20 protein-coding genes and 1 other RNA gene are annotated in these 21260 nt (G+C 41.5%); 12 read left to right on the plus strand and 9 right to left on the minus strand.

Features of this window, described 5'->3' with window-relative positions; translation table 11 throughout:
* Positions 1-7: 7 nt before the first annotated feature.
* Positions 8-2509, minus strand: a complete 2502-nt coding sequence (locus tag ACO5E4_RS08880) for a class I adenylate cyclase (protein ID WP_485862836.1) — start codon at positions 2507-2509, stop codon at positions 8-10.
* 153 nt (positions 2510-2662) lie between these two features.
* Here ACO5E4_RS08880 and hemC point away from each other — a divergent pair, with 153 nt between their 5' ends.
* The 4 genes from hemC to ACO5E4_RS08900 are packed head-to-tail and all read left to right on the plus strand — an operon-like array spanning position 2663 to position 7089.
* Positions 2663-3589: a hydroxymethylbilane synthase gene (gene hemC, locus ACO5E4_RS08885; RefSeq protein ID WP_485862793.1), complete on the plus strand. Its 927-nt coding sequence runs from the start codon at positions 2663-2665 to the stop codon at positions 3587-3589.
* 9 nt (positions 3590-3598) lie between these two features.
* Positions 3599-4345 carry a uroporphyrinogen-III synthase gene (locus ACO5E4_RS08890; protein ID WP_485862794.1) on the plus strand — a complete coding sequence of 249 codons (747 nt, stop codon included), beginning with the start codon at positions 3599-3601 and terminating at the stop codon, positions 4343-4345.
* Positions 4346-4374: 29 nt separating this feature from the next.
* A complete protein-coding gene (locus ACO5E4_RS08895; protein WP_485862795.1) occupies positions 4375-5802 on the plus strand; it encodes a uroporphyrinogen-III C-methyltransferase in 1428 nt (475 codons plus the stop codon).
* A 12-nt stretch (positions 5803-5814) separates the two neighbouring features.
* Complete coding sequence (locus ACO5E4_RS08900; RefSeq protein WP_485862796.1) at positions 5815-7089, plus strand: heme biosynthesis HemY N-terminal domain-containing protein; 1275 nt, start codon at positions 5815-5817, stop codon at positions 7087-7089.
* A 57-nt stretch (positions 7090-7146) separates the two neighbouring features.
* On the opposite strand, the gene ACO5E4_RS08905 is transcribed toward ACO5E4_RS08900, so the two are convergent.
* Positions 7147-7875, minus strand: coding sequence for a 7-cyano-7-deazaguanine/7-aminomethyl-7-deazaguanine transporter (locus ACO5E4_RS08905; RefSeq protein ID WP_485862797.1), 729 nt, complete (start codon positions 7873-7875; stop codon positions 7147-7149).
* 263 nt (positions 7876-8138) lie between these two features.
* Between ACO5E4_RS08905 and ACO5E4_RS08910 the strand changes: the two genes are divergently transcribed.
* Positions 8139-10358, plus strand: a complete 2220-nt coding sequence (locus ACO5E4_RS08910; protein ID WP_485862798.1) for a FepA family TonB-dependent siderophore receptor — start codon at positions 8139-8141, stop codon at positions 10356-10358.
* Between the two features lie 73 nt (positions 10359-10431).
* Here the strand turns inward: ACO5E4_RS08910 and pgeF are convergent, their stop codons facing one another.
* Both pgeF and rluD read right to left on the minus strand, forming a co-directional pair.
* The gene (gene pgeF, locus ACO5E4_RS08915; protein ID WP_485862799.1) at positions 10432-11169 is read right to left on the minus strand and encodes a peptidoglycan editing factor PgeF; all 738 of its coding nucleotides are present in this window, start codon (positions 11167-11169) and stop codon (positions 10432-10434) included.
* Between the two features lies 1 nt (position 11170).
* The gene (gene rluD, locus ACO5E4_RS08920; protein ID WP_109433007.1) at positions 11171-12145 is read right to left on the minus strand and encodes a 23S rRNA pseudouridine(1911/1915/1917) synthase RluD; all 975 of its coding nucleotides are present in this window, start codon (positions 12143-12145) and stop codon (positions 11171-11173) included.
* 106 nt (positions 12146-12251) lie between these two features.
* Here rluD and ACO5E4_RS08925 point away from each other — a divergent pair, with 106 nt between their 5' ends.
* Positions 12252-13037 carry an outer membrane protein assembly factor BamD gene (locus tag ACO5E4_RS08925; RefSeq protein ID WP_006719379.1) on the plus strand — a complete coding sequence of 262 codons (786 nt, stop codon included), beginning with the start codon at positions 12252-12254 and terminating at the stop codon, positions 13035-13037.
* Between the two features lie 34 nt (positions 13038-13071).
* Here the strand turns inward: ACO5E4_RS08925 and ACO5E4_RS08930 are convergent, their stop codons facing one another.
* The 3 genes from ACO5E4_RS08930 to ACO5E4_RS08940 form a co-directional block, all read right to left on the minus strand.
* On the minus strand, positions 13072-13647 hold the full coding sequence (locus ACO5E4_RS08930) for a 5-formyltetrahydrofolate cyclo-ligase (protein ID WP_485862800.1): 576 nt from the start codon (positions 13645-13647) through the stop codon (positions 13072-13074).
* 12 nt (positions 13648-13659) lie between these two features.
* Positions 13660-13843, minus strand: a non-coding RNA gene (ssrS, locus tag ACO5E4_RS08935) — 6S RNA.
* An 83-nt stretch (positions 13844-13926) separates the two neighbouring features.
* Positions 13927-14232: a cell division protein ZapA gene (locus tag ACO5E4_RS08940; protein WP_032997987.1), complete on the minus strand. Its 306-nt coding sequence runs from the start codon at positions 14230-14232 to the stop codon at positions 13927-13929.
* Positions 14233-14361: 129 nt separating this feature from the next.
* On the opposite strand from ACO5E4_RS08940, the gene ACO5E4_RS08945 reads away from it, so the two are divergent.
* From ACO5E4_RS08945 to rplS, 6 genes are all read left to right on the plus strand, one after another.
* Positions 14362-14910, plus strand: a complete 549-nt coding sequence (locus ACO5E4_RS08945; protein ID WP_485862801.1) for a YecA/YgfB family protein — start codon at positions 14362-14364, stop codon at positions 14908-14910.
* A 12-nt stretch (positions 14911-14922) separates the two neighbouring features.
* A complete protein-coding gene (gene pepP / locus ACO5E4_RS08950; protein WP_485862802.1) occupies positions 14923-16233 on the plus strand; it encodes a Xaa-Pro aminopeptidase in 1311 nt (436 codons plus the stop codon).
* A 233-nt stretch (positions 16234-16466) separates the two neighbouring features.
* Positions 16467-16715, plus strand: coding sequence for a 30S ribosomal protein S16 (gene rpsP, locus ACO5E4_RS08955; RefSeq protein WP_454906375.1), 249 nt, complete (start codon positions 16467-16469; stop codon positions 16713-16715).
* A 24-nt stretch (positions 16716-16739) separates the two neighbouring features.
* The gene (gene rimM / locus ACO5E4_RS08960; RefSeq protein WP_485862803.1) at positions 16740-17267 is read left to right on the plus strand and encodes a ribosome maturation factor RimM; all 528 of its coding nucleotides are present in this window, start codon (positions 16740-16742) and stop codon (positions 17265-17267) included.
* A 64-nt stretch (positions 17268-17331) separates the two neighbouring features.
* Positions 17332-18081 (plus strand): tRNA (guanosine(37)-N1)-methyltransferase TrmD, encoded by a 750-nt coding sequence (trmD, locus tag ACO5E4_RS08965; protein ID WP_314954504.1) that lies wholly within the window; start codon positions 17332-17334, stop codon positions 18079-18081.
* Positions 18082-18105: 24 nt separating this feature from the next.
* On the plus strand, positions 18106-18456 hold the full coding sequence (rplS, locus tag ACO5E4_RS08970; RefSeq protein ID WP_006719364.1) for a 50S ribosomal protein L19: 351 nt from the start codon (positions 18106-18108) through the stop codon (positions 18454-18456).
* A 92-nt stretch (positions 18457-18548) separates the two neighbouring features.
* On the opposite strand, the gene glpQ is transcribed toward rplS, so the two are convergent.
* Together glpQ and glpT are read right to left on the minus strand one after the other, a co-directional pair.
* Positions 18549-19634 carry a glycerophosphodiester phosphodiesterase gene (gene glpQ, locus ACO5E4_RS08975; protein WP_485862804.1) on the minus strand — a complete coding sequence of 362 codons (1086 nt, stop codon included), beginning with the start codon at positions 19632-19634 and terminating at the stop codon, positions 18549-18551.
* Between the two features lie 157 nt (positions 19635-19791).
* Positions 19792-21234: a glycerol-3-phosphate transporter gene (glpT, locus tag ACO5E4_RS08980; RefSeq protein ID WP_485862805.1), complete on the minus strand. Its 1443-nt coding sequence runs from the start codon at positions 21232-21234 to the stop codon at positions 19792-19794.
* Positions 21235-21260 lie beyond the last annotated feature (26 nt).

Raw genomic sequence — 21260 nt, forward strand, 5'->3', positions numbered from 1 at the left:
TTACACCTCAAGACAAAGCCAAACGGCTGTGGAAAGGAACAATCGTTATTCCTTCTTCTGTCATTAATAATTGGTAGAATTGTGGATAATTAAAATCGCGTTGTACAATTTTATACGGATTCTCATTTTCATCCAAGCCTGACAGTTGATAAATTCGGTTTATCTCATGAATTTTTTTCTCTTTTGCACCATCACAGTTACGGTAAACCTCAAGGCGATTAAGTTCATCTAAAATATAAACGTTAAAACTGCCGTTCGGATTATCTTCAAAGAAGAATTGCAGGAAACCTTCCGTTGCAAATCGATCGATTTCTCGTGGATACTTTTGATGCTTTGTTGGAAGCGGGTCAGTTGCTGCTGCTTTCTTGTTAAGTGCGGTGTCAAATTGATGTGTTTTTGTGACCCGTCCATGATGAATTTCTTGCAAACTAATACCGCGTTCTTCAAAGAAAAATTGCCAGTTTTTTCCCGCCACACGCAATAAATTATTTTTCGGTGGTTCGGTGACTCCGAGTTGGATGCTGATACATTTATTAATGAGTGTCGTGACGATGCGGCGTAAGGCATGTCGATAGTAGCGGCTATAACAAAAAACTTGTACGAATTTTGGTGATGGCGCACCACGATAAATTTTGTTGGAAAGCACTTTTAACGCCAATAAAATCGCATTTGCCCCTTCAAAATGTAGCGTTCTGACCTCATTCCATACATTACGGTAGGTTAAGTCAATGCTGCCAACCAAGCTTTCTTCATTCGGACCAAAGCTAAATAAATCACTGGCTTGGATTGTTGGCTTGATGTCTCTCAGCTGTTGCGTCGGATCTTGAGTTAAATTGATAATCACGGCAAGACTACGGATTTCGCAAGGATGACTGAGATCAGAATTGCTTGCGAAAGTTGTTTCAATTGGGAACGTTAAACGAAGATCGGTAACAAATTGGCGTAATGTTTTTAGTTCGATATTATCACTGGAAATGAAGAGCTGCGTATTGGCTGTTAATAAACGATTGAAATACGCCCACGCCACAAGCTTATTCAAGCTTTCGTTATATTCAATATAACGAGGATGGCTACAACCTTCCACATCTGGTGTTTGATTGATGACATACCAGCCGTTTTTAAAATGTCGATTATGTTTTACTTCAATAAACGTCAATGCCGGTTCTGATAAATCCACCGCTAGTTGTGGGTTGAGCAAGGTCACTTTACCCGGCAATTCTTCAAAAGCAGCGTACAGTTTACGTGTCAGCACACTCATGTCTTGCGGCATGATGCTGGCATTTACTTGGTGTTTACGTGCAAAATGGACTAAGTTGCGATAGCTCAACATGAGGAATTTAATCAAACTATTATGTATTTTCATGGTTTGTTTGATTTTCCAATGTCGGCGATTATTGAGGCACTGTAATTGACCGCACTTCCATCCCCATTGTTGAGCTAGTTTGAACAGTTCATCCAAACGCCAGTTCGTTTCCCCCGGGGCTACTTCGTTTTCGTGTACTTTGATATAAAAACAGCAACGCACAAAGTCCAACCGTTTAAATTCTTTTTGACGAGTTAAATAATCGGTTACTCGCTGCAACATGGCTAAATAAGCATCAAATTGGTGTGTAACGTTCACATCACCATTTAGTAAGGCTTGTTTAAATTCGCGAGAAATTAAGAAGGTGTTTGGGTAATCCCAAGAATAAGCTTCAAGTAATAAAATTTTGAGCAGAGATTTATACGGATAATCAATGCCTTTATAAAGCTGCCACAAGCTTGCGCCAAAATATTCGTTTGCTGAGAACGAGCCTAACCCCCCAAAATCGACCCAATCGTTTAAATCCAGTTGCCCTTCTTGAGTTAAACGCTCAATTTCCGCTTCATAATTTTCTTCACGCTCAACCAATAAATGTAGCCACAACAAAGGTTTGCCGGCAAGGCGTATGGCGGAACGATAAAACTCATCCAGCAATAACATATATTGTGTTGAGCCACAATTTTCACCGTCCATCGGTTCGGTATAACGGAAACAGCGGAAACGCTTTTGATCCATTAAGTAGAAGTTAATTTCTACTTGAAAGCGTTTTGCCCATTGTTGAATCGCATTGGTTTTTTGTTGTAACAGCTCGAGCGCGCTTTGGCTTAAATCTTCCCGATGACAAATCCAGATATCCAAATCGGAAGACGGTGTTTGGGCGATGGAGGCAATACTGCCCATTACATATACGCCTAGAATTGCTTCTTGCTCAAAAGTGCGGTGGTTTTTTTGAATGTTTTTTCTTTGTTCTTCAGAGAGTGTTCGAGCAAGGTAGTCTTGTTGAAAACCACTGAGAGAAAAACGTGCAATCCCGGTTGGCGCATTCGCAACATAGCACGGAAGATCTGGATGGTTAAAATGAAGTAATAAAGGAATGACTTTAAAGACAAGTTGAAAGGATTCAGTCGTGTCGGATAAAGCGCGATCAATGCGTAATTTATCTAGAAAGTCCACGCGTTTTTTGGCTTCATTGACATCAAACTTCAATTCGTATCCTAACTTTTTTACAACAGTCATACTTGGCTGGTGGCTACTCTATCACCAGTACTTCAGGAAAGCAAAAAAATTAAATGGAAACTGACAATACGGGCTAACAATGGTAGGATAAAGCACATAAGATCACTTCCATATCTCGTTATTATGTTTAAAAAAACTTTAAAAATTGCCACTCGTCAAAGCCCATTAGCATTGTGGCAGGCAAACTTTGTGAAAGCGCGTTTACAACAACTGTATCCCGATTTATCTATCGAATTGGTGACAATGGTCACTAAAGGGGATGTGATTTTAGATTCGCCGTTGGCGAAAATCGGCGGTAAAGGTTTGTTTGTGAAAGAATTGGAAAATGCATTATTGAATAATGAAGCGGACATCGCTGTGCATTCTATGAAAGACGTGCCGATGCAATTTCCTGAAGGGCTAGGTTTATCCGTCATTTGTAAGCGTGAAGATCCGCGTGATGCATTTGTTTCAAATACTTACCGCACTTTAGCCGAGTTGCCTCCGGGAGCCATCGTCGGTACATCCAGTTTGCGTCGTCAGTGTCAGCTAAAAGCCTTACGTCCGGATTTGGAAATTCGCTCTTTGCGAGGCAATGTGGGGACGCGTTTGAGCAAACTGGACAACGGTGATTTTGATGCGATTATTTTGGCTTCTGCCGGTTTAATTCGTTTGGAATTGGCAGATCGAATTACTTCTTTTATTGAGGTAGAACAGTCACTTCCTGCTGCCGGGCAAGGCGCAGTGGGGATTGAATGCCGTACGGATGACGAACAGGTGCAACAATTATTAGCACCGTTGGCAGATGTTGAAACGACTTATTGTGTGTTGGCGGAACGCGCCATGAATAATCGCTTACAGGGCGGTTGCCAAGTGCCTATTGGTGGTTATGCCGTATTGCGTGAGAGCATGTTGTACTTGCGAGCCTTGGTGGGGAGTGTTGACGGTTCAACAATTATTCGTGCGGAAGGTCAAAGTGCGGTAGAAAATGCTGAGGTTTTGGGCGTGCAAATTGCCGAGCAACTTTTAGCACAAGGTGCTGACAAGATTTTGCAAAATATTTACGCATAAGAGTTGAACATGGCTGTTTTGGTGACACGCCCGGATGAACGTGGGGAAAAACTGGTTGAGATGTTGGTGAAAGCCGGCATTGTTGCGTTGCATTTACCCCTATTTCAAATTACTCGTGGAGCAGAGCTGAATGAATTGCCTGCGAGATTAGCGAAGCTGAAATCTGGCGATTATGTCTTTGCTGTTTCTAAAAATGCGGTAGATTTTGCGGATAAAGCCATTAAAAACACCGGTTTTAAGTGGCGTGATGATTTGGTCTATTTTGCCGTCGGGAAAAGTACGGCTCAGTATTTTTCGGCCATGACAGAAATTGCCGTTCACTATCCGACTATGCAAGAAAATAGTGAAGGATTATTGCAGTTATCCATGATGCAGGATTTGTCTGAGAAAACGGTATTAATTTTGCGCGGCAATGGTGGTCGCGAGTTTTTTGCCGAACAGGCACAACAACGTGGCGGTAGTATTGAAATTGTCGAATGCTATCGACGGGAACCTCTTGTTTACAATCAAGCGGAGAAAACCAGTTTGTGCAAACGAGCAGGCGTACAAACGATAGTCGTGACCAGTGCTGAAATACTCACCCAATTAGTGGATTTTGTTCCGCAAAGCGAACATAATTGGCTAAAAAGTTGTCACCTTATTACAATCAGTGAGCGTATTGCTCATTTGGCACAAGCGTTAGGTTGGCAACAAGTGACGGTTTGTCCGTGTTCAGACAACAGAACGTTATTACAAACCTTATTACAATGTCGTTAAACCACATTTTTTCTTTATAGGTAAATATTATGGCTAACAAGAAATCTCACCCGTCGAAACGGAATGCAGAAGTGGAACAGAAAATTGATGTTAGTGAAGATCTTGATTTAGCGACACAAGATGAGGCGTTAACTGAACAAATTGAGACTCCAATAGAGGATAAAGTAAACACTATGCAACAAGAACACAATGAAAAGATGATCTCTTCGGAACAGCAATCTGCTGCGGCGGAAACTGTTGCTAACGCTTCTACAACGAAAGAAACACCTGTAAAAGAAACGGTAGTTGTAAAAAAAGGTGGTTCTGCATTAGGTTTGTTAGCCATTTTTATTGCGCTAGGTTTGGGTGGCGCAGGCTATTATTTGGGTCAGTTACAGGTTGAGGAAATACAACAAAAATTAACCGCACTTTCAGGGAAAGTACAACAGCCAGTGCCTGCAGTGGTAGCCGAAGGACAAAATTTTGAAGCCGAAAGAGCACAGCTTCAACAGCTTATTGCATTTTCAAAAACGGCAGGTGAACAAATTGGTGCATTGCATCAGGAAATTGCTGTTAAAGAACAAAGCTTATCAGCGTTGAAACAAGAAGTTCAACGCTTGGCGAACCAAGCAAAAGCAGAGCAACCCAATGATTGGTTGCTTACCGAGGCGGATTTTCTACTCAATAATGCGTTGCGTAAATTGGTGTTAGATAATGACGTGGACACCAGCGTTGCGTTATTAAAAGTAGCTGATGAAACCTTATCAAAAGTTGCGTTACCAGAGGTGGCTCCGGTACGTAACGCCATTCACTCGGACTTGAAAAACTTATTATCGCTTAATAACGTAGACCAGAATGCCATCATGCAAGATTTATCCGAGCTTGCGAACAATGTTGACGAATTAACAGTGTTAAACGTAAATTTTGATGAAGATCCGAATAATGATAAATTGACGGATTCTTTGGATGATTGGAAAGAAAATGCAGAAAAAAGTGCGGTGAGTTTTTTAAATCATTTTATCCGTGTGACTCCGAAGAAAGCGAATGACAAAGCCTTGTTAGCGCCAAATCAAGATATTTATTTACGTGAGAATATTCGTTTACGTTTACAAATTGCAATTTTATCTGTACCGCGCCAACAAGACGATTTATACAAACAATCTTTACAAACAGTGGCTTCTTGGATTCGTACGTATTTTGATACCAATACTGATGTGGCTCAAAACTTCTTGAAGAAGCTGGATGAATTAGCGGAACAATCAATTTACGTGGATGTGCCGACTCAGTTAAGTGGGTTAAATGCCTTAGATAAATTGTTGAATAAGCCAACACAAGAAATGCAAAAAATCACGCTTTCAGTGGATAAAGAACTCGAGTCGCACGGTAATTCGGGAACTGAGCCAACAGGAAAAGAAAATGAGGCTGCTACCGCGCCGGCGAATGAAACCAAACCGGAAGTCAATCAAGAACAACAATAGGAGAAATAGATTATGTTACGAGTGCTATTTTTGATGTTGTTGTTACTGGCGAGCTTAATTGCCGGTCCGTATTTAGCGGGTAAGCAAGGCTATGTGCGGATTGAAACGGCAGGTCATATCGTCGAAATGTCCATTACTACTTTAGTGATCTTCTTTGTACTCGCTTTAGCTTTGGTGTACAGCATTGAGGTCGTCATTAGCCGTTTTTTCCGTTTAAGCAACAACACATACAGCTGGTTCTCTCGTCGTAAACGCACGAAAGCGCAAAAGCAAACGTTGGAAGGCTTAATGCGTATGGATGAAGGGGATTATTCTAAAGCGGAAAAATTAATTGGTAAAAATGCGAAGCATTCTGATGAGCCGGTGCTGAATTTCATTAAAGCAGCAGAGGCTGCACAACAGCGTGGTGATGAATTCAGTGCAAACCGTTATTTAATGGAAGCAACGGAAATTGCCGGTTCTGATAGCTTGGTTTTAGAAATTGCACGTACCCGTATTTTATTACAACAAAATAAATTACCGGCAGCGCGCAGTTCCGTTGACAGCTTATTGTTGATGGCGGGGAAAAATAAGGAAGTACTTAAATTAGCCGTTGAGATTTATTTAAAATCAAAAGCTTACCAGGCGCTAGATAATATTTTAGACCAAATCGAAAAATCCGGCTTATATACCTCACAGGAATTTGTTGCATTACAAACCCAAGTGGAAGATGGATTGCTCGATGAGAAAATGAACGAAGAAGGCGTCGATGGGTTGTTAGATTGGTGGGATGAGCAATCACGTAAACGTCGCAATGATTCCCGTGTGAAACTGGCGTTAATCACGCGATTAATCGATGCCAATGATCATGAGTCCGCTTATGAATTCATGTTGGAATTAGTGAAAAAATTAGATAGTGACAATAGCCCGTTAACGCAAGAATTGTTTAAACAAATCAGCCGTTTGCAGCCGGAAGATAATAGCAAGTTGGTAAAATTTATCAGCAAGTGGTTAAAAGGCGCAAACACATCGGCACAATGTTGTGCGCATCGTGCACTTGGTTATTTATATGTGCGTAACAATGACTTTGCTAAAGCCAATGAGGTGTTTAAAGCGTTAATCGCCAATAAAGAGAAATTGGAGCCGGCGGACATTACAATGGCATCTTATGTCTTTGAGCAAGTTGGTGATAAGGCTGCAGCACAACAATTACGTGAAGACGGTTTGAAGTCTGTCATGGCGGTGGAAAATCTCAACTTATCGGAAGAAACATCAGAAAATCCGACCGCACTTTTAGCGCAAAAATAATCTCTTCAAAAAACAAAATGCCCTGATGATTCAGGGCATTTTTTTATTCTTTCTTTTTTAAGAATTTTGGGGTAATTCCATGTCATTTTCGAGCGCTGCAGTCAGTTGCTGAATCTTACGCAGAATCATATTTAAGAATACACCGTAAGCAGGGACGAATAACAGTAACCCGATGAATAATTTAAATAAATAATCGACGAAGCCGATTTCCATCCAGTGTTCCACCATAAACGGATCGCTGCTGGCATAGAAGGCAATCGCGAAGAACAAATAAGTGTCTGCCATAGAACCAAATACCATGGAGCTGGTTGGCGCTATCCACCAAGTTTTGAGTTGGCGTAGGCGATTGAATACTAAAACATCTAGTAATTGTCCGAAAACATAGGCGAAGAAACTCGCGACTGCAATGCGGAACACAAACATATTAAATTCGGTTAATGCTTGTAAACCTTGATATTGGGTATCTGAAAAGAGGGTTGAGACCACATAGCTGATAATTAACGCCGGAATCATGACCACGAAAATGATCCAACGTGCTTCTTTCGCACCGAAGATACGCACGGTTAAATCCGTCGCCAAGAAAATAAATGGAAAGGTAATTGCGCCCCAGGTGCTGTGGAACATAAAGTCTTCTTGTGCGCCGAAGAATGTCAGTGGCACATGAACTTCAAAAGGAAGCTGTACTAAATAGTTACTGACAGCAATGATAAAAATGTGGAAGAAACTGAGCAAAACTAATGCTCGACGTTTTTGGCGATCGCTAAAGATCGAAAATGCGTGTGTCATTTGAATACCTTTTTAGTTTAAATTGGGGTTAGGGAACCCAGAACATATTGTGAGTCTGCAAAAATGCAGGGCGCAAATGATACTGCATCAAAAAAATAATTCAACCAGAATTAAGTATTGAATCAATAATCATAATGCAAAAAATATCAACCAAATAGATATTAGATAAATAAAATTAATTCGTATTTGCAACAAAGGGTGGTGTTTCGTTAGAATAAGCACCCCATATATGACATATTTTTTATTTAGGATAGGAGCATTTTATGCAAAAACAATCTATTTTCATGTTGAGTTTGATCAGTACCGCATTATTTCTGAATAATGCACACGCTGAGGGAACTCAACAGTTGGATGAAATTCGTGTTACAGCGGAAAACCAAGTAAAACAATCACTTGGTTCTTCTCTTGTTACTGCAAAAGATTTAGAGAAACGTCCTGCGACAAATGATGTTTCTGAAGTATTACGTACTATGCCTGGCGTGAATTTGACGGGTAACTCATCCACTGGACAACGTGGTAATAAACGTCAAATTGATATTCGTGGTATGGGGCCAGAAAATACATTGATTTTAGTGGATGGTAAACCAGTCACCTCTCGTAATGCAGAACGTTATGGTGTGCGTGGTGAACGTAATTCTCGTGGTGACAGTAACTGGGTACCAGTTGAAGCAATTGAAAAAATTGAAGTATTACGTGGTCCTTCAGCGGCACGCTATGGTTCAGGTGCAATGGGTGGGGTGGTTAATATTATCACTAAACCTGTTACCAATGATTTACACGGGAGCGTAAGTTATTACACTAACCAGCCGGAAGATAGCAAAGAAGGTGCAACGAATCGTGTTGGTTTTAATCTAAGCGGTGCATTAATTAAAGATGTATTGCAATTCCGTTTATATGGTAACTGGAATAAAACTCAAGCGGATGAAGTTGGCATTAATGGCGATCCTGCGATTGCTGGCCGTGAAGGTGTTCGTAACAAAGATATTAACGGTCGTTTAGTGTGGAATATCAACAAAGATCACAAGTTAACTTTAGACAGTGGTTTTAGTCGCCAAGGCAATATTTATAACGGTGATACGCAAAATAGTTCTAGCGGACTCTATAATAATGCTAATTATCCTGCAACCAAAACATTAGCTGCCAATAAAGCAGAAACAGCGCGTTTGTATCGTCAAAATTATGCCTTAACTTATGAAGGTAAATTTGATCGTTTCGATAATAAAACCTACATTACTTTTGATAAAACTAAAAATAGCCGTTTACCGGAGTTTTTAGCCGGTGGTCCGGAAGGAAGCTACTCAAGCACTACTGATTTTAAAGATTCTGTTTTAAAAAATACCCGTTTTAGTTCTGAATTCTATATTCCGTTTACTTTTGGCGTCGAGCATATGCTTACGGTTGGTTTTGAGGGAGCACACAGTAGCCTAGACGATGCTTCCTCTATGACACAATTGCTCGGGGGAAGACGTGTTGGCGGGAAAGTCGTTTATGATCTTACAGAAACCTTACCGAGCGGTGTGCCGAATGTTCGTGGCGGATACTCCAGTCAAAGTGAATGGGCCGTATTTGTTGAAGACAATATTTCGGCAACAAAATCAACGGTGCTCACCCCGTCTTTACGCTATGATTATAATACTTATTCCGGCTCTAATGTGAGTGGTGGTTTAAACTTCTTACAAGGATTAAGTGACCATTGGAAAGTAAAAGGTGGCATTGCCCGTGCCTATAAAGCACCAAACCTTTATCAAACTAACCCAAATTACTTACTGTTTACCTTAGGTCAAGGTTGTCCAACAAATGTACCGAATAATAAAACCTGTTATTTCCAAGGTAATAGCGACATCAAGCCGGAAACCAGCTGGAATAAAGAAATCGGTATTGAATATGATAAAGACGGACTTCTTGCTTCTGTGGCTTACTTCCGTAATGACTATCGTAATAAAATCGTGTCTGATGGTGAATTTATCGGTTTAACTAACTTAGGTAACTATGTATATAAATGGGGCAATGCAAACCGTGCGGTGATTGAAGGTTTGGAAGGAAACCTAACCTTGCCATTAATTGAAGATAAATTATCTTGGGTGAATAACTTCACCTATATGCACAAAACTAAAAATAAAGATACCGGCAACCCGCTTTCTATTGTGCCAAAATATACATTGAATTCCAGCTTGAACTATCAAATTACAGAGGCGTTCGATACCATGTTGACCTATACGCAATACGGCAAGCAAACTTCTCGTAAGAATCCGGAGAATCGAATGGAAAATGGTAAGTTAGCAAATTCTTCTAATATCGGTAGCTATGCAGTTTGGGGCTTAAGTGCTGGTTACAACTGGAAAAATACCGTGAGTGTTCGAGTTGGTGTAAATAACTTATTTGATAAACGACTTTATCGCTCTTCAAGTAGTACCAATTATAACGCGCATACTTACAATGAGCCGGGTCGTGCTTATTATGCAACGTTGAAATATACGTTTTAATTTCTTTCCTTGATAAATAAAAGTGCGGTTAAAAATGACCGCACTTTTTTCATGAAACAGATTAAAAATCAAATTATTCGTTAATCCATACTACTGACGCCATTCTTCCTGTGACATTCTCTCGGCGATAAGAAAAGAAGTTTTCCGTTTCAAGATAAGTGCAGTGTTCGCCGCCGCTGATTTGGGTGATGCCAAGGGCATTGAGACGTTGCGTAGCGATTTGGTAAAGGTTGCCGAGGAATTTGTCTTCGGCTGCAGGATCAGCGATAAAGGCGGATGTGGCTTGGGGATCTAGGGCAACAAATTGATCGATAACCTCTTGACCTACTTGGAAAGCTGTTGGGCCAATAGCCGGTCCGAACCACGCTAAGATATCTTCAGGCGGACAGTGAAATTTGGCGACAGTTTGTTCTAATACACCATCGCATAATCCGCGCCAACCGGCATGGGCAGCGGCCACTTCCGTGCCCTGTTTATTGGTAAATAACACGGGCAAACAATCGGCAGTCATCACTAAACACACTTGATTCGGTTGGCAGGTATAAACCGCATCGGCATTGAAATCTTCCCCGTCATAAGGCAGGGTTAATACGCGCGTGCTATGAGTTTGGTTTAAGAACAACGGCATTTGTGGCAAATGGAATTTTTCTATCAATAAAGTGCGGTTGATTTTCACGGCGTTTTTATTGTCGCCTACATGGTTACCCAAATTAAAACTGTCATAGGGCGCAAGACTCACACCGCCATGGCGAAGCGTGGTGAACGCCTTCACATTTTGAGGGGCGTTCCAGTTCGGTTTAATGGCTTGCATATTAATAATCCAATTCGTCTTTGTGGAGAACATAATCCGCTTTTAAAGCGGTCACTAATTCCACAAAATCGTCCGGCAACGGTGCGTACCATTCCATCATTTCGCCGCTAATCGGGTGTTGTAAACGTAACATCACAGCATGGAGTGCCTGACGCTTAAAATTGCGTAGTACCTCCATGAGTTCTTCACTGGCATTTTTTGGGGGACGTGGACGACCACCATAGGTTTGATCGCCTAATAACGGGTGAGCGATATGTGCCATATGGACACGGATTTGGTGGGTTCTGCCGGTTTCTAAACGTAAACGCAAGCGCGTGTAATCGCGGAAACGTTCCATTATGCGATAGTGGGTAACGGCGGGTTTGCCCATCGGATGCACAGCCATATGAGTACGTTTGGTTGGGTGGCGCGCCATGGGCTCATCCACGGTGCCGCCTTTGGTCATGATGCCGCAGGCAACGGCTTCATATTCGCGGGTGATTTTGCGTTTTTGCAAATCACGCACCAGCTGCGTTTGTGCGGGAATGGTTTTGGCGACGACCATCAAGCCAGTGGTGTCTTTATCTAAACGGTGTACAATGCCCGCACGCGGCACTTCGGCAATTTGTGGGTAATGGTAAAGTAGCGCATTGAGAACGGTGCCTTTAGGATTGCCTGCACCGGGGTGGACCACAAGATCTTTGGGTTTGTTGATAACGAGAATGTCCTCGTCTTCATAAACGATATTTAACGGAATAGCTTCCGGCTCAAAGCGGGTTTCATCTTCAATTTCTACGGTAATCTCAATTTGTTCGTCACCGTAAACTTTGGTACGCGGCACATTTTGCACGACGCCGTTGACCAACACCAAATCCTCCTCAATCCATGTTTTTAAGCGGGAGCGGGAATAGTCGGGGAACAATTCCGCCAAGGTTTGGTCTAAGCGCTGTCCCATTTGTTGCGGTTGCACGGTTGCCGAGAGAGTAATTTGTGCCATAAATAAAAAATCCGTTAATCAAGTTTGCTTATTTAGCAATGTTCTATACAATATCGGGCAATTGTAACTCATTTCTCATTTTTCGTAAAAATAAGGATTCTATTCAATGCGTAAACTTAAATCCTTTGCATTGCTTACCGCTATGGCGTTGGCGGTGACCGCATGTTCAAGCTCTAAACAAGATGTAGAACAAGCACCGGAACAAACCTTATACAGCACAGGGCAAACCTATTTACAGGACGGCGATTATTCTCAGGCAATCCGTTATTTAAATGCTGTGAGTAGTCGTTTTCCGGGGAGTTCTTATAGCGAACAAGTACAATTAAATTTGATTTATGCCTACTATAAAACGCAGGACTACTCCGAAACGTTAGTCACCATTGATCGTTTTATTCAACGTTTCCCAAACAGTAGTCATTTAGATTATGCCCTTTATATGGCGGGTTTAACTAATTCTGCATTGGGTGATAATTTCTTCCAAGATTTCTTTGGTGTGGATCGCGCAACCCGTGAAAATACATCGATAAAAACGGCCTTTGCTAACTTCCAAAATTTAGTGCAGCATTTCCCGAATAGTCCTTATACGCCAGATGCCTTGGCGCGTATGACTTACATTAAAGCGAGTCTTGCTCGTCATGAGTTAGCGATTGCGAAGTTTTATTTTAAACGTGATGCTTATGTGGCAACAGCAAACCGTGTGGTTTCTATGTTGAAACTGTATCCGGATACGCAAGCGACTTTGGATGCATTACCGTTGATGAAAGCATCTTATGAAAAGATGAACTTGACTCACTTAGCAGATCAAACCGCAAAAATTATTGCGGCCAACGAAGGCAAAAAATTTGATGAGCCGGAAAAACCAAAAGAACCGGAATTAAAAGCGCCACAATAATCCATAAAAAACCTCCGAATTTTCGGAGGTTTTTTTATCCTACTAAAATGTGTTCTAAAGGAATATCCCAGTTTTCGATTGGGAGTGCTTCTACTTGTTGGCATTGATGTGCTAAACCCACTGTGATGAAACGGTGTTGTGAGTTTTGTAACGTACGATCATAAAATCCTCCGCCCATGCCAAGGCGGTTTCCTAACTTATCAAACGCTACTAGAGGCGTGAAAATGATATCTAATTGTTCTATCGGCAATACACTCTTTACATTTAAGTGCGGTTCTAAAATGCCAAATTTATTGGCTTTCATCGGTGTATCAGGTAAGTAGCGCAAGAATAATAAATGCCCATGAACAAAAGGATGCAATACCGGCAAATAAACATGTTTTCCTTGTTGCCAAAGTTGGTTAATAAGCGGTTTTGTTGAAATTTCCCCATCAAAGGCAAGATAGAGTGCAATATTCTTTGCCCGTTGTTGTTCGATAAGTTTTAGCGCCTTTTCGGTAATATGTTGCGCAGCTTGTTGCTGTTGAAGTGCGGTCTGTTTTTGCCGAGTTTCTCGCATTTGCTGACGAAGTTGTTGGCGAAGAGTGGTGGTTGAGGAAAATGAACGCATAGTTGTTGTTTGAGAGGACCCGAGGTGCCGTTGTGGATGGTCGGTCCTTGAACCCAACGGTTCAAGGGAATTAGTTGAAATCATTTTTAGGCTTCTTAGCAGAGCTAAGCCTGCACACCAATGACAGGAAACCAATTCATAAGATTAAAAGTATCGGCTCAGGGACGTAACCCACTGGCGAACACCTCAGGAATTTCTTTTATTCAATACTACTCGAAATTAGGTTTAATGACTAGCACTAATTCTTTTTCTCGGATGACATTTTGTTATCTGAAATTATCAGGAATTTAGTTTTTGTGCCCCGATATTTTCAAGAGAATGATCGAGCGGACGTAAAATTCTGTTTTTTAGCACATCCTCAATGAGATGCGTTTTTTGTTGCTCTTGCATGAGTTCAAAACTTAAATTGAGGGCGACGATGGAAAGGACTTTTTCAACTTGTAACATGCCGGTGCGCTCTTTCATTTCCAAGACGCGTTGATCTAATTCACGGGCAGCGTTGCGTAAAGCTTCATGTTGTTCTTCCGGACAATTTAAACGTAATACCTGCCCTAAGACGGAAATTTCAATACTTTTTGATGACATTTGAGCCTCAAATTCCTTAATCAAAACTGCCCGTATTATGCCATAGGCAAAAAAACTTGCCAATTTCTAAACTGGTTGCCTGCGATATAGGATGATAAACTAAGTGCAATTTCAACAAGGATAATTTCAATGACAACAATTTCTTATCAAAACCTGAATCAACAACTCCAACAAGCCTCTATTCCACTTTCTGCCGCCGAATTACACGGTTTTTTGAGTGGTTTAATTTGCGGAGGGATTCAAGATCAAAGTTGGCAGCCGTTGCTCTATCAATTTACCAATGATAATTATGCCTATCCTACCGCACTTTTAACGCAAATTACCGACATTTATCAACAAATTCATCACCAATTATCCGATAATGAAGCCTTTGACTTTGCGCTTTGTTTGCCCGATACGGAAAATATTTTTGAATATGCCGACGGTTTGGCAGAATGGTCGAATCACTTTTTGCTTGGTTTAGGCTTAGCTCAACCGCATTTGGATAAAGAAAAAGGCGACATTGGCGAAGCCGTGGACGATTTACATGATATTTGCCAGTTAGGTTACGAAGAAGACGATGATCCGGAGGAACTGGCGCAAGCGGTGGAAGAAATCGTGGAATATGTGCGCACCATTGCCACCTTGTTTTTTACTCATTTCACCAAACAAGAAGACAAACAGCCAACGTTACATTAATAAGGATACAATATGGATCTCGCATACATGGCGGCGTTGCCGATGGAAGAATTTGCCCAACGCCGCGCTAAGGTCTTTGAACTCATGCAGGACGATTCCCTGTTTTTAGTCTTTTCCGATATTGAACGCCGCCGCAATGACGGCTGTGATTATCCTTTCCGTCAGGACAGCTATTTCTGGTATTTAACCGGTTTTAATGAACCGAATTCGGCATTGTTATTGCGTAAACAGCAAGGTGAACAGCAGGCGATCATGTTTGTACGCCCGTCCGATAAATTACTGGAAATTTGGAACGGACGCCGTCTTGGCGTAGACAATGCACCGCAAACCTTGTTGGTAGATACCGCTTATGCCATCGACGAGTTTGTACCGCAGTTTAAAAATTTAGCGCAAAAACAGACCGCACTTTATTATGCGCCGAAGCAACAGCCTTGGGGCGATGCCTTGCTGGAACAAAGTGCGGTGGAATTTTTGAGTGTTTTTAATTGGAAGCCGATGCTTGGTGAGATGCGCCTGTTCAAATCAGAAAATGAAATTGCACTCATGCAACAAGCGGGGCAAATCAGCGCGCTTGCACACATTAAAGCCATGCAACAAACCCGCCCGAACCGTTTGGAATATGAGGTGGAAAGCGATATTCTGCATGAATTTAATCGCTTCGGCGCGCGTTATCCTTCCTATAACAGCATTATTGCCGGTGGTGAAAATGCCTGCATTTTGCATTATTCGGAAAATGATATGCCGTTGCGCGACGGCGATTTAGTGCTCATTGATGCGGGCTGCGAATTTGCCATGTATGCTGGCGATATTACCCGTACTTTCCCGGTAAACGGTAAATTTAGCGAGGCGCAAAAAGCGATCTATGAGATTGTGCTACAAGCACAAAAATGCGCCATTGAATTGCTGGTACCGGGCAGTTCCATTGCGAAAGCGAACGAGGAAGTCATTCGTATTAAAACCGAAGGTTTGGTGCGTTTAGGCATTCTGAAAGGCGAGGTAGATGAATTGATCGAACAAAAAGCCTATCGTGAATTTTATATGCACGGGTTAGGACATTGGCTCGGTTTGGATGTACATGACGTAGGCGAATATGGTGAAAATCGCGACCGCACTTTAGAACCCGGCATGGTACTCACCGTAGAACCGGGATTGTATTTATCTAAAAACGGCGATATTCCGGAACAATACAAAGGCATTGGCATTCGGATTGAAGACAATTTGTTGATTACCGATTACGGCAACAAAAATCTGACGTCCGCTGCACCGAAAGAAATTGCCGATATTGAAAAATTAATGGCAGATGCGCAATCTTTGGCGCGGTAAAAATAGCACTTAAAAACGTTCTGAAAAACTACCGCACTTTAGTTTCACGCTATCTGAAAAACGCCTATTTCAACAACGCCCGAACATGGATTTTAACTTGCTTTTTATGCGAAAAAGAGTACAATCCACGGGCTTTTTGTCTATATATACAGAGAAAAAAGTAAGTTTAACTCTCATTTAACTTTCGATATTTGAGGGTTTTCTTTTTGTAATCAAATAATTAGAGGAAGGTTATGGTAACCATTCGTTTATCTCGTGGCGGAGCTAAAAAACGCCCATTTTACCAAATCGTAGTTGCTGACAGCCGTTCACCACGTGACGGTCGTTTCATTGAGCGTGTTGGTTTCTTCAATCCAATCGCACAAGGCAATGCAGAACGTGTTCGTATCAATTTAGACCGTGTTAACCACTGGGTTGGCCAAGGTGCTTCATTGTCAGATCGCGTTCAGGCGTTAGTAAAAGAAGCGCAAAAAACCGCCTAATTTTACTTTTTTGAGGTGATGAATATGCAACAACAAAGAATCGAAACTGTCGGCAAATTAGGTTCGACTTATGGTATTCGCGGTTGGTTACGTATTTACTCATCCACAGAACAAGCTGAAAGTATCTTTGATTATCAACCTTGGTTTTTGAAAATCAAAGGGCGGTGGCAGCCAACCGAACTGGAAAACTGGCGTCATCATAATCACGAACTGATCGTTAAATTAAAAGGTGTAGATGATCGTGAAGCGGCGCAAATTCTTGCCAATGTGGAAATCGGTGTCGATTTATCGGTATTTCCAACCTTGGAAGAAGGGGATTACTACTGGCACGATTTAATTGGTTGTGCGGTGGTGAATCTGGACGGTTATGCCATGGGAACCGTAACCGAAATGATGGAAACCGGTTCTAATGATGTATTGGTGGTAAAAGCCAATGTAAAAGATGCTTTCGGGAAACAAGAGCGGTTAATTCCGTTTTTGTATGAACAAGTAGTTAAAAGAGTCGATCCCGCCACTAAGACGATTACAGTGGATTGGGACGCTGGTTTCTAATCTCAGGTATGCCGTAGCGCTTTGCGGTAACATTAACATAAGGCTCAAAAGTTAAGGCTAAATTATGTGGATTGGGGTAATAAGTCTGTTCCCTGAAATGTTTAAAGCAATTACGGAATACGGGGTAACCGGCAGGGCTGTTAAGCAAAACCTGTTACAAGTGCGGTGCTGGAATCCAAGAGATTTTACGCACGATAAGCACAAAACCGTGGATGACCGTCCTTATGGCGGAGGCCCGGGAATGCTGATGATGGTGCAACCATTAAAGGATGCTATTAATTCAGCAAAAGAAGTCGCAGGTGAAGGTGCAAAAGTGATTTATCTCTCGCCGCAAGGTCGTAAACTCGATCAACAAGGCGTAGAAGAATTAGCGCAGAATCAGAAATTGATTTTGTTATGCGGTCGATATGAAGGCATTGACGAGCGTTTGATTGAAACGGTTGTTGATGAAGAATGGTCAGTAGGTGATTATGTTCTCACCGGTGGTGAATTGCCGGCAATGACGTTAATTGACGCAGTTGCCCGATTTATTCCTGGTGTGCTGGGTAAACAAGCTTCCGCCGAGGAAGATTCGTTTGCCGATGGATTACTGGATTGCCCGCATTATACTCGCCCTGAAGTGCTTGACGGATTAACTGTGCCACCCGTGCTGATGTCGGGACACCATGAGGAAATTCGTAAATGGCGATTAAAACAATCGCTATTGAGAACATGGTTACGACGCCCTGAGCTACTGGAAGGCCTAGCTCTGACTGACGAACAACGTAAGCTGTTAAAACAGGTGAAAGCCGAATATAACAGTAAACTCAGTTAACTCTAGGATCAAAAAGGATCAAAAATGTCTAACATCATTAAACAACTTGAACAAGAACAATTAAAACAAAACGTACCTAGCTTCCGTCCGGGTGATACCTTAGAAGTGAAAGTATGGGTTGTTGAAGGTAGCAAACGTCGTTTGCAAGCATTCGAAGGCGTGGTTATTGCAATTCGTAACCGTGGCTTGCATTCTGCATTTACTGTACGCAAAATCTCTAACGGTGTTGGTGTTGAGCGTGTATTCCAAACTCACTCTCCGGCAGTTGATAGCATCGTAGTGAAACGTAAAGGTGCGGTACGTAAAGCGAAACTTTACTACTTACGCGCACTTTCCGGTAAAGCGGCTCGTATTAAAGAGCGTTTGGGCGAATAATCGCAATATAAAAAAGGCTTGGATTTCCAAGCCTTTTTTATTTGTGTTGATAAGCGCTTAAATTTGCTTAATCCACATATTTAATTCATACATTATTTGTGTTTTTTTAAAAACGCTACACCCGTATCCGGGAAGTCAGTAAATACACCTGTTGCGCCTGATTTGTTTAATAAGGCATCATACATTTGGTTTACATCGGTAAAGAATTCAGGTAGGGCATCTTTACGCACGGTGTATGGATGCAATTCAACATTATATTGCGCAAGTTCTTTTACTAGAGGTGTATATTCAATTTTACCCGGTTTGGATTTTTCTTTATCTACCAACATATACCAGCCTGGACCAACACCATCGGCATATTTTACAACTTCTGCCATGGCACCTGGTTTGAACATCCAATCATAGTCATAATTTACCCACTTGCCTTTAGCGTTTTTTTCTTCAGTTTCATGCCAATCGGTATATGCCACTAACTGGACAAGTTTTAAATCCATGCCCATTTTCGGTAGCAATTCCGTTTTAATACGTTTTAACTCATTAAAATCAAAGGTTTGCAAATAAACTAGATTACTTTTCTTGCTGTAGCCATATTTTTTCAATACTTTGAGGGTTTCTACAGCAATATCTTTACCATTTTGATGATGGAACCAAGGTGCTTTTATTTCAGGGTAAATACCTACTTTTTTACCGGTAGATTTTTCTAAACCTTGAATAAATTCGATTTCATCTTCAAAGGTATGAATTTTGAAATGAGATTTCCACAGAGGGAAACGTCCAGGGTAAATAGCGACTTGTTTTCCTTCCTTAGTTTCAAAGTTTTCTGTCATATTCAAACTTTGGATTTCTTTTAATGTAAAGTCGATAACGTAGTAACGGCCGTCTTTACGATGGCGATTAGGGAATTTTTTAGCGACATCGGTTAAACCGTCTAAGAAATGATCATGAATGACGACTAAGCGACCGTCTTTTGTCATGGCCAAATCTTGTTCTAAATAATCTGCTTGTTGTGCAAAAGCAAGTGCTTTAGATTCCAATGTATGCTCAGGTAAATAACCGCTCGCTCCACGATGGGCAATAATAATTTTGTCTGATTTCATATTGTTTACAACGGATTTATGGCTACAACCAGCTAATACGCCTGCTGTAATTAATGTGACTGCTAAGGTTTTTAATTTCATAAGAATTTCTCCTTGAAAGTGCGGTTGATTTTTGAGGTGTTTTTGATTTCATCCAAATACAAAGAAAGAAACTTATGGTGGATAAAATCATTTAACTTATAAAATTGAGGTACAAAAAAGGCGCTAAGCTTTACGCCTGCGCCTTTGAATTGTTTAATTATTTAGTGCCGTAGGTGTCCCCTAGTTTTGCTTTATGTTTACCTTCTTCAACCATTACGATGAAGAGTAATAACACCGCCAGAATACCACCACCGATCATGACGTAGAAACCACCGTCCCAGCCGTAGTGTTCGGCTGCCCAACCGATAACTGCTGATGCTGACACAGTACCACCTAAGTAACCGAATAAACCGGTGAAACCTGCTGCGGTACCTGCCGCTTTTTTCGGTGCTAGCTCAAGAGCGTGTAAGCCGATTAACATTACAGGACCGTAGATTAAGAAACCGATTAAGGTCATTAAGATGAAGTCAGTTAATTGATATGGGTTTTCATACCAAGCTGCATAGTTTGCAAGTTCTGCTTCAGGTGTAGCTGGGTTCATCCAGTATGCTACAACTGCTGCGGTAGTTAAGATCATGAAGATGAAACCGGTTAAACCACGTTTACCTTTGAAGACTTTATCTGATACCCAACCACATAATAATGTACCTGGAACCGCTGCTAATTCATAGATTGTGTATGCCCATGCGGTACCTTTGATGTTGAAGTGTTTTACTTCACTTAAGTAAACCGGAGACCATTTCAATACGCCGTAGCGGATTAAGTATACGAATACGTTAGCAATCGCGATGTACCATAACAATTTGTTTTTCAATACATAAGTGACGAAGATTTCTTTTGTGCTTAAATCGTTTTCGTAAGTTTTTTCGTTATAGTCATCAGGGTAGTCATTACGCCATTTTTCGATTGATGGTAATCCGCAAGATTGTGGAGTATCACGCATCACGAAGTAAACTGGAATTGCACAGATCATTGCTGCAATACCCGGATAGTAGAGGGATTGTTGCCAAATGTCTTTTGCTTGTGCTTCGATACCATGAGTGCTGAAGAACACTGCACTTGCTAATAGCACCATTGCACCCGGCATCATACCACCGATGTTGTGCGCGGTATTCCAGATAGATACGATAGTACCGCGTTCTGATTTAGACCACCAGTGTACCATTGTACGACCACATGGAGGCCAACCCATACCTTGGAACCAACCATTTAAGAAGATCATTACCCACATGATGGCAACGCCAGAGGTTGCCCATGGGAATAAACCCATCATGGTCATACAAAGACCAGAAAGCAATAAACCAAATGGTAAGAATACGCGAGGGTTCGAACGGTCAGACATACCTGCCATTACGAACTTAGATAAACCGTAGGCAAGACCGGCCGCTGAGCCGATAACACCTAGTTGCGCTTTAGTGTACAAGCCCTGTTGAATTAAACCGGGTTGTGCTAAGTCAAAGTTTGCACGTACAAAATAGTAAGCGGCATAACCAAAGAAGATCCCTGCGAATACTTGCCAACGTAGGCGTTTGTAGGTGGAATCGATTTTGTCAGCCGGCAGCTCAGCAATATGTGGAGCTGGTTTAAATGGACCAAACATAAAATTCTCCAAGAGTTAAATAAGTA

This window comes from Aggregatibacter sp. (assembly GCF_057314075.1).

Coding starts and splice junctions, on each gene's coding strand:
- ACO5E4_RS08900 (WP_485862796.1), top strand. CDS start 5,815: ATGTTACGAGTGCTATTTTTGATGTTGTTGTTACTGGCGAGCTTAATT.
- rpsP (WP_454906375.1), top strand. CDS start 16,467: ATGGTAACCATTCGTTTATCTCGTGGCGGAGCTAAAAAACGCCCATTT.
- pepP (WP_485862802.1), top strand. CDS start 14,923: ATGGATCTCGCATACATGGCGGCGTTGCCGATGGAAGAATTTGCCCAA.
- ACO5E4_RS08905 (WP_485862797.1), bottom strand. CDS start 7,875: ATGACACACGCATTTTCGATCTTTAGCGATCGCCAAAAACGTCGAGCA.
- ACO5E4_RS08890 (WP_485862794.1), top strand. CDS start 3,599: ATGGCTGTTTTGGTGACACGCCCGGATGAACGTGGGGAAAAACTGGTT.
- ACO5E4_RS08930 (WP_485862800.1), bottom strand. CDS start 13,647: ATGCGTTCATTTTCCTCAACCACCACTCTTCGCCAACAACTTCGTCAG.
- ACO5E4_RS08895 (WP_485862795.1), top strand. CDS start 4,375: ATGGCTAACAAGAAATCTCACCCGTCGAAACGGAATGCAGAAGTGGAA.
- glpQ (WP_485862804.1), bottom strand. CDS start 19,634: ATGAAATTAAAAACCTTAGCAGTCACATTAATTACAGCAGGCGTATTA.
- glpT (WP_485862805.1), bottom strand. CDS start 21,234: ATGTTTGGTCCATTTAAACCAGCTCCACATATTGCTGAGCTGCCGGCT.
- ACO5E4_RS08910 (WP_485862798.1), top strand. CDS start 8,139: ATGCAAAAACAATCTATTTTCATGTTGAGTTTGATCAGTACCGCATTA.
- ACO5E4_RS08940 (WP_032997987.1), bottom strand. CDS start 14,232: ATGTCATCAAAAAGTATTGAAATTTCCGTCTTAGGGCAGGTATTACGT.
- rplS (WP_006719364.1), top strand. CDS start 18,106: ATGTCTAACATCATTAAACAACTTGAACAAGAACAATTAAAACAAAAC.
- trmD (WP_314954504.1), top strand. CDS start 17,332: ATGTGGATTGGGGTAATAAGTCTGTTCCCTGAAATGTTTAAAGCAATT.
- pgeF (WP_485862799.1), bottom strand. CDS start 11,169: ATGCAAGCCATTAAACCGAACTGGAACGCCCCTCAAAATGTGAAGGCG.
- hemC (WP_485862793.1), top strand. CDS start 2,663: ATGTTTAAAAAAACTTTAAAAATTGCCACTCGTCAAAGCCCATTAGCA.
- rluD (WP_109433007.1), bottom strand. CDS start 12,145: ATGGCACAAATTACTCTCTCGGCAACCGTGCAACCGCAACAAATGGGA.
- ACO5E4_RS08945 (WP_485862801.1), top strand. CDS start 14,362: ATGACAACAATTTCTTATCAAAACCTGAATCAACAACTCCAACAAGCC.
- ACO5E4_RS08925 (WP_006719379.1), top strand. CDS start 12,252: ATGCGTAAACTTAAATCCTTTGCATTGCTTACCGCTATGGCGTTGGCG.
- rimM (WP_485862803.1), top strand. CDS start 16,740: ATGCAACAACAAAGAATCGAAACTGTCGGCAAATTAGGTTCGACTTAT.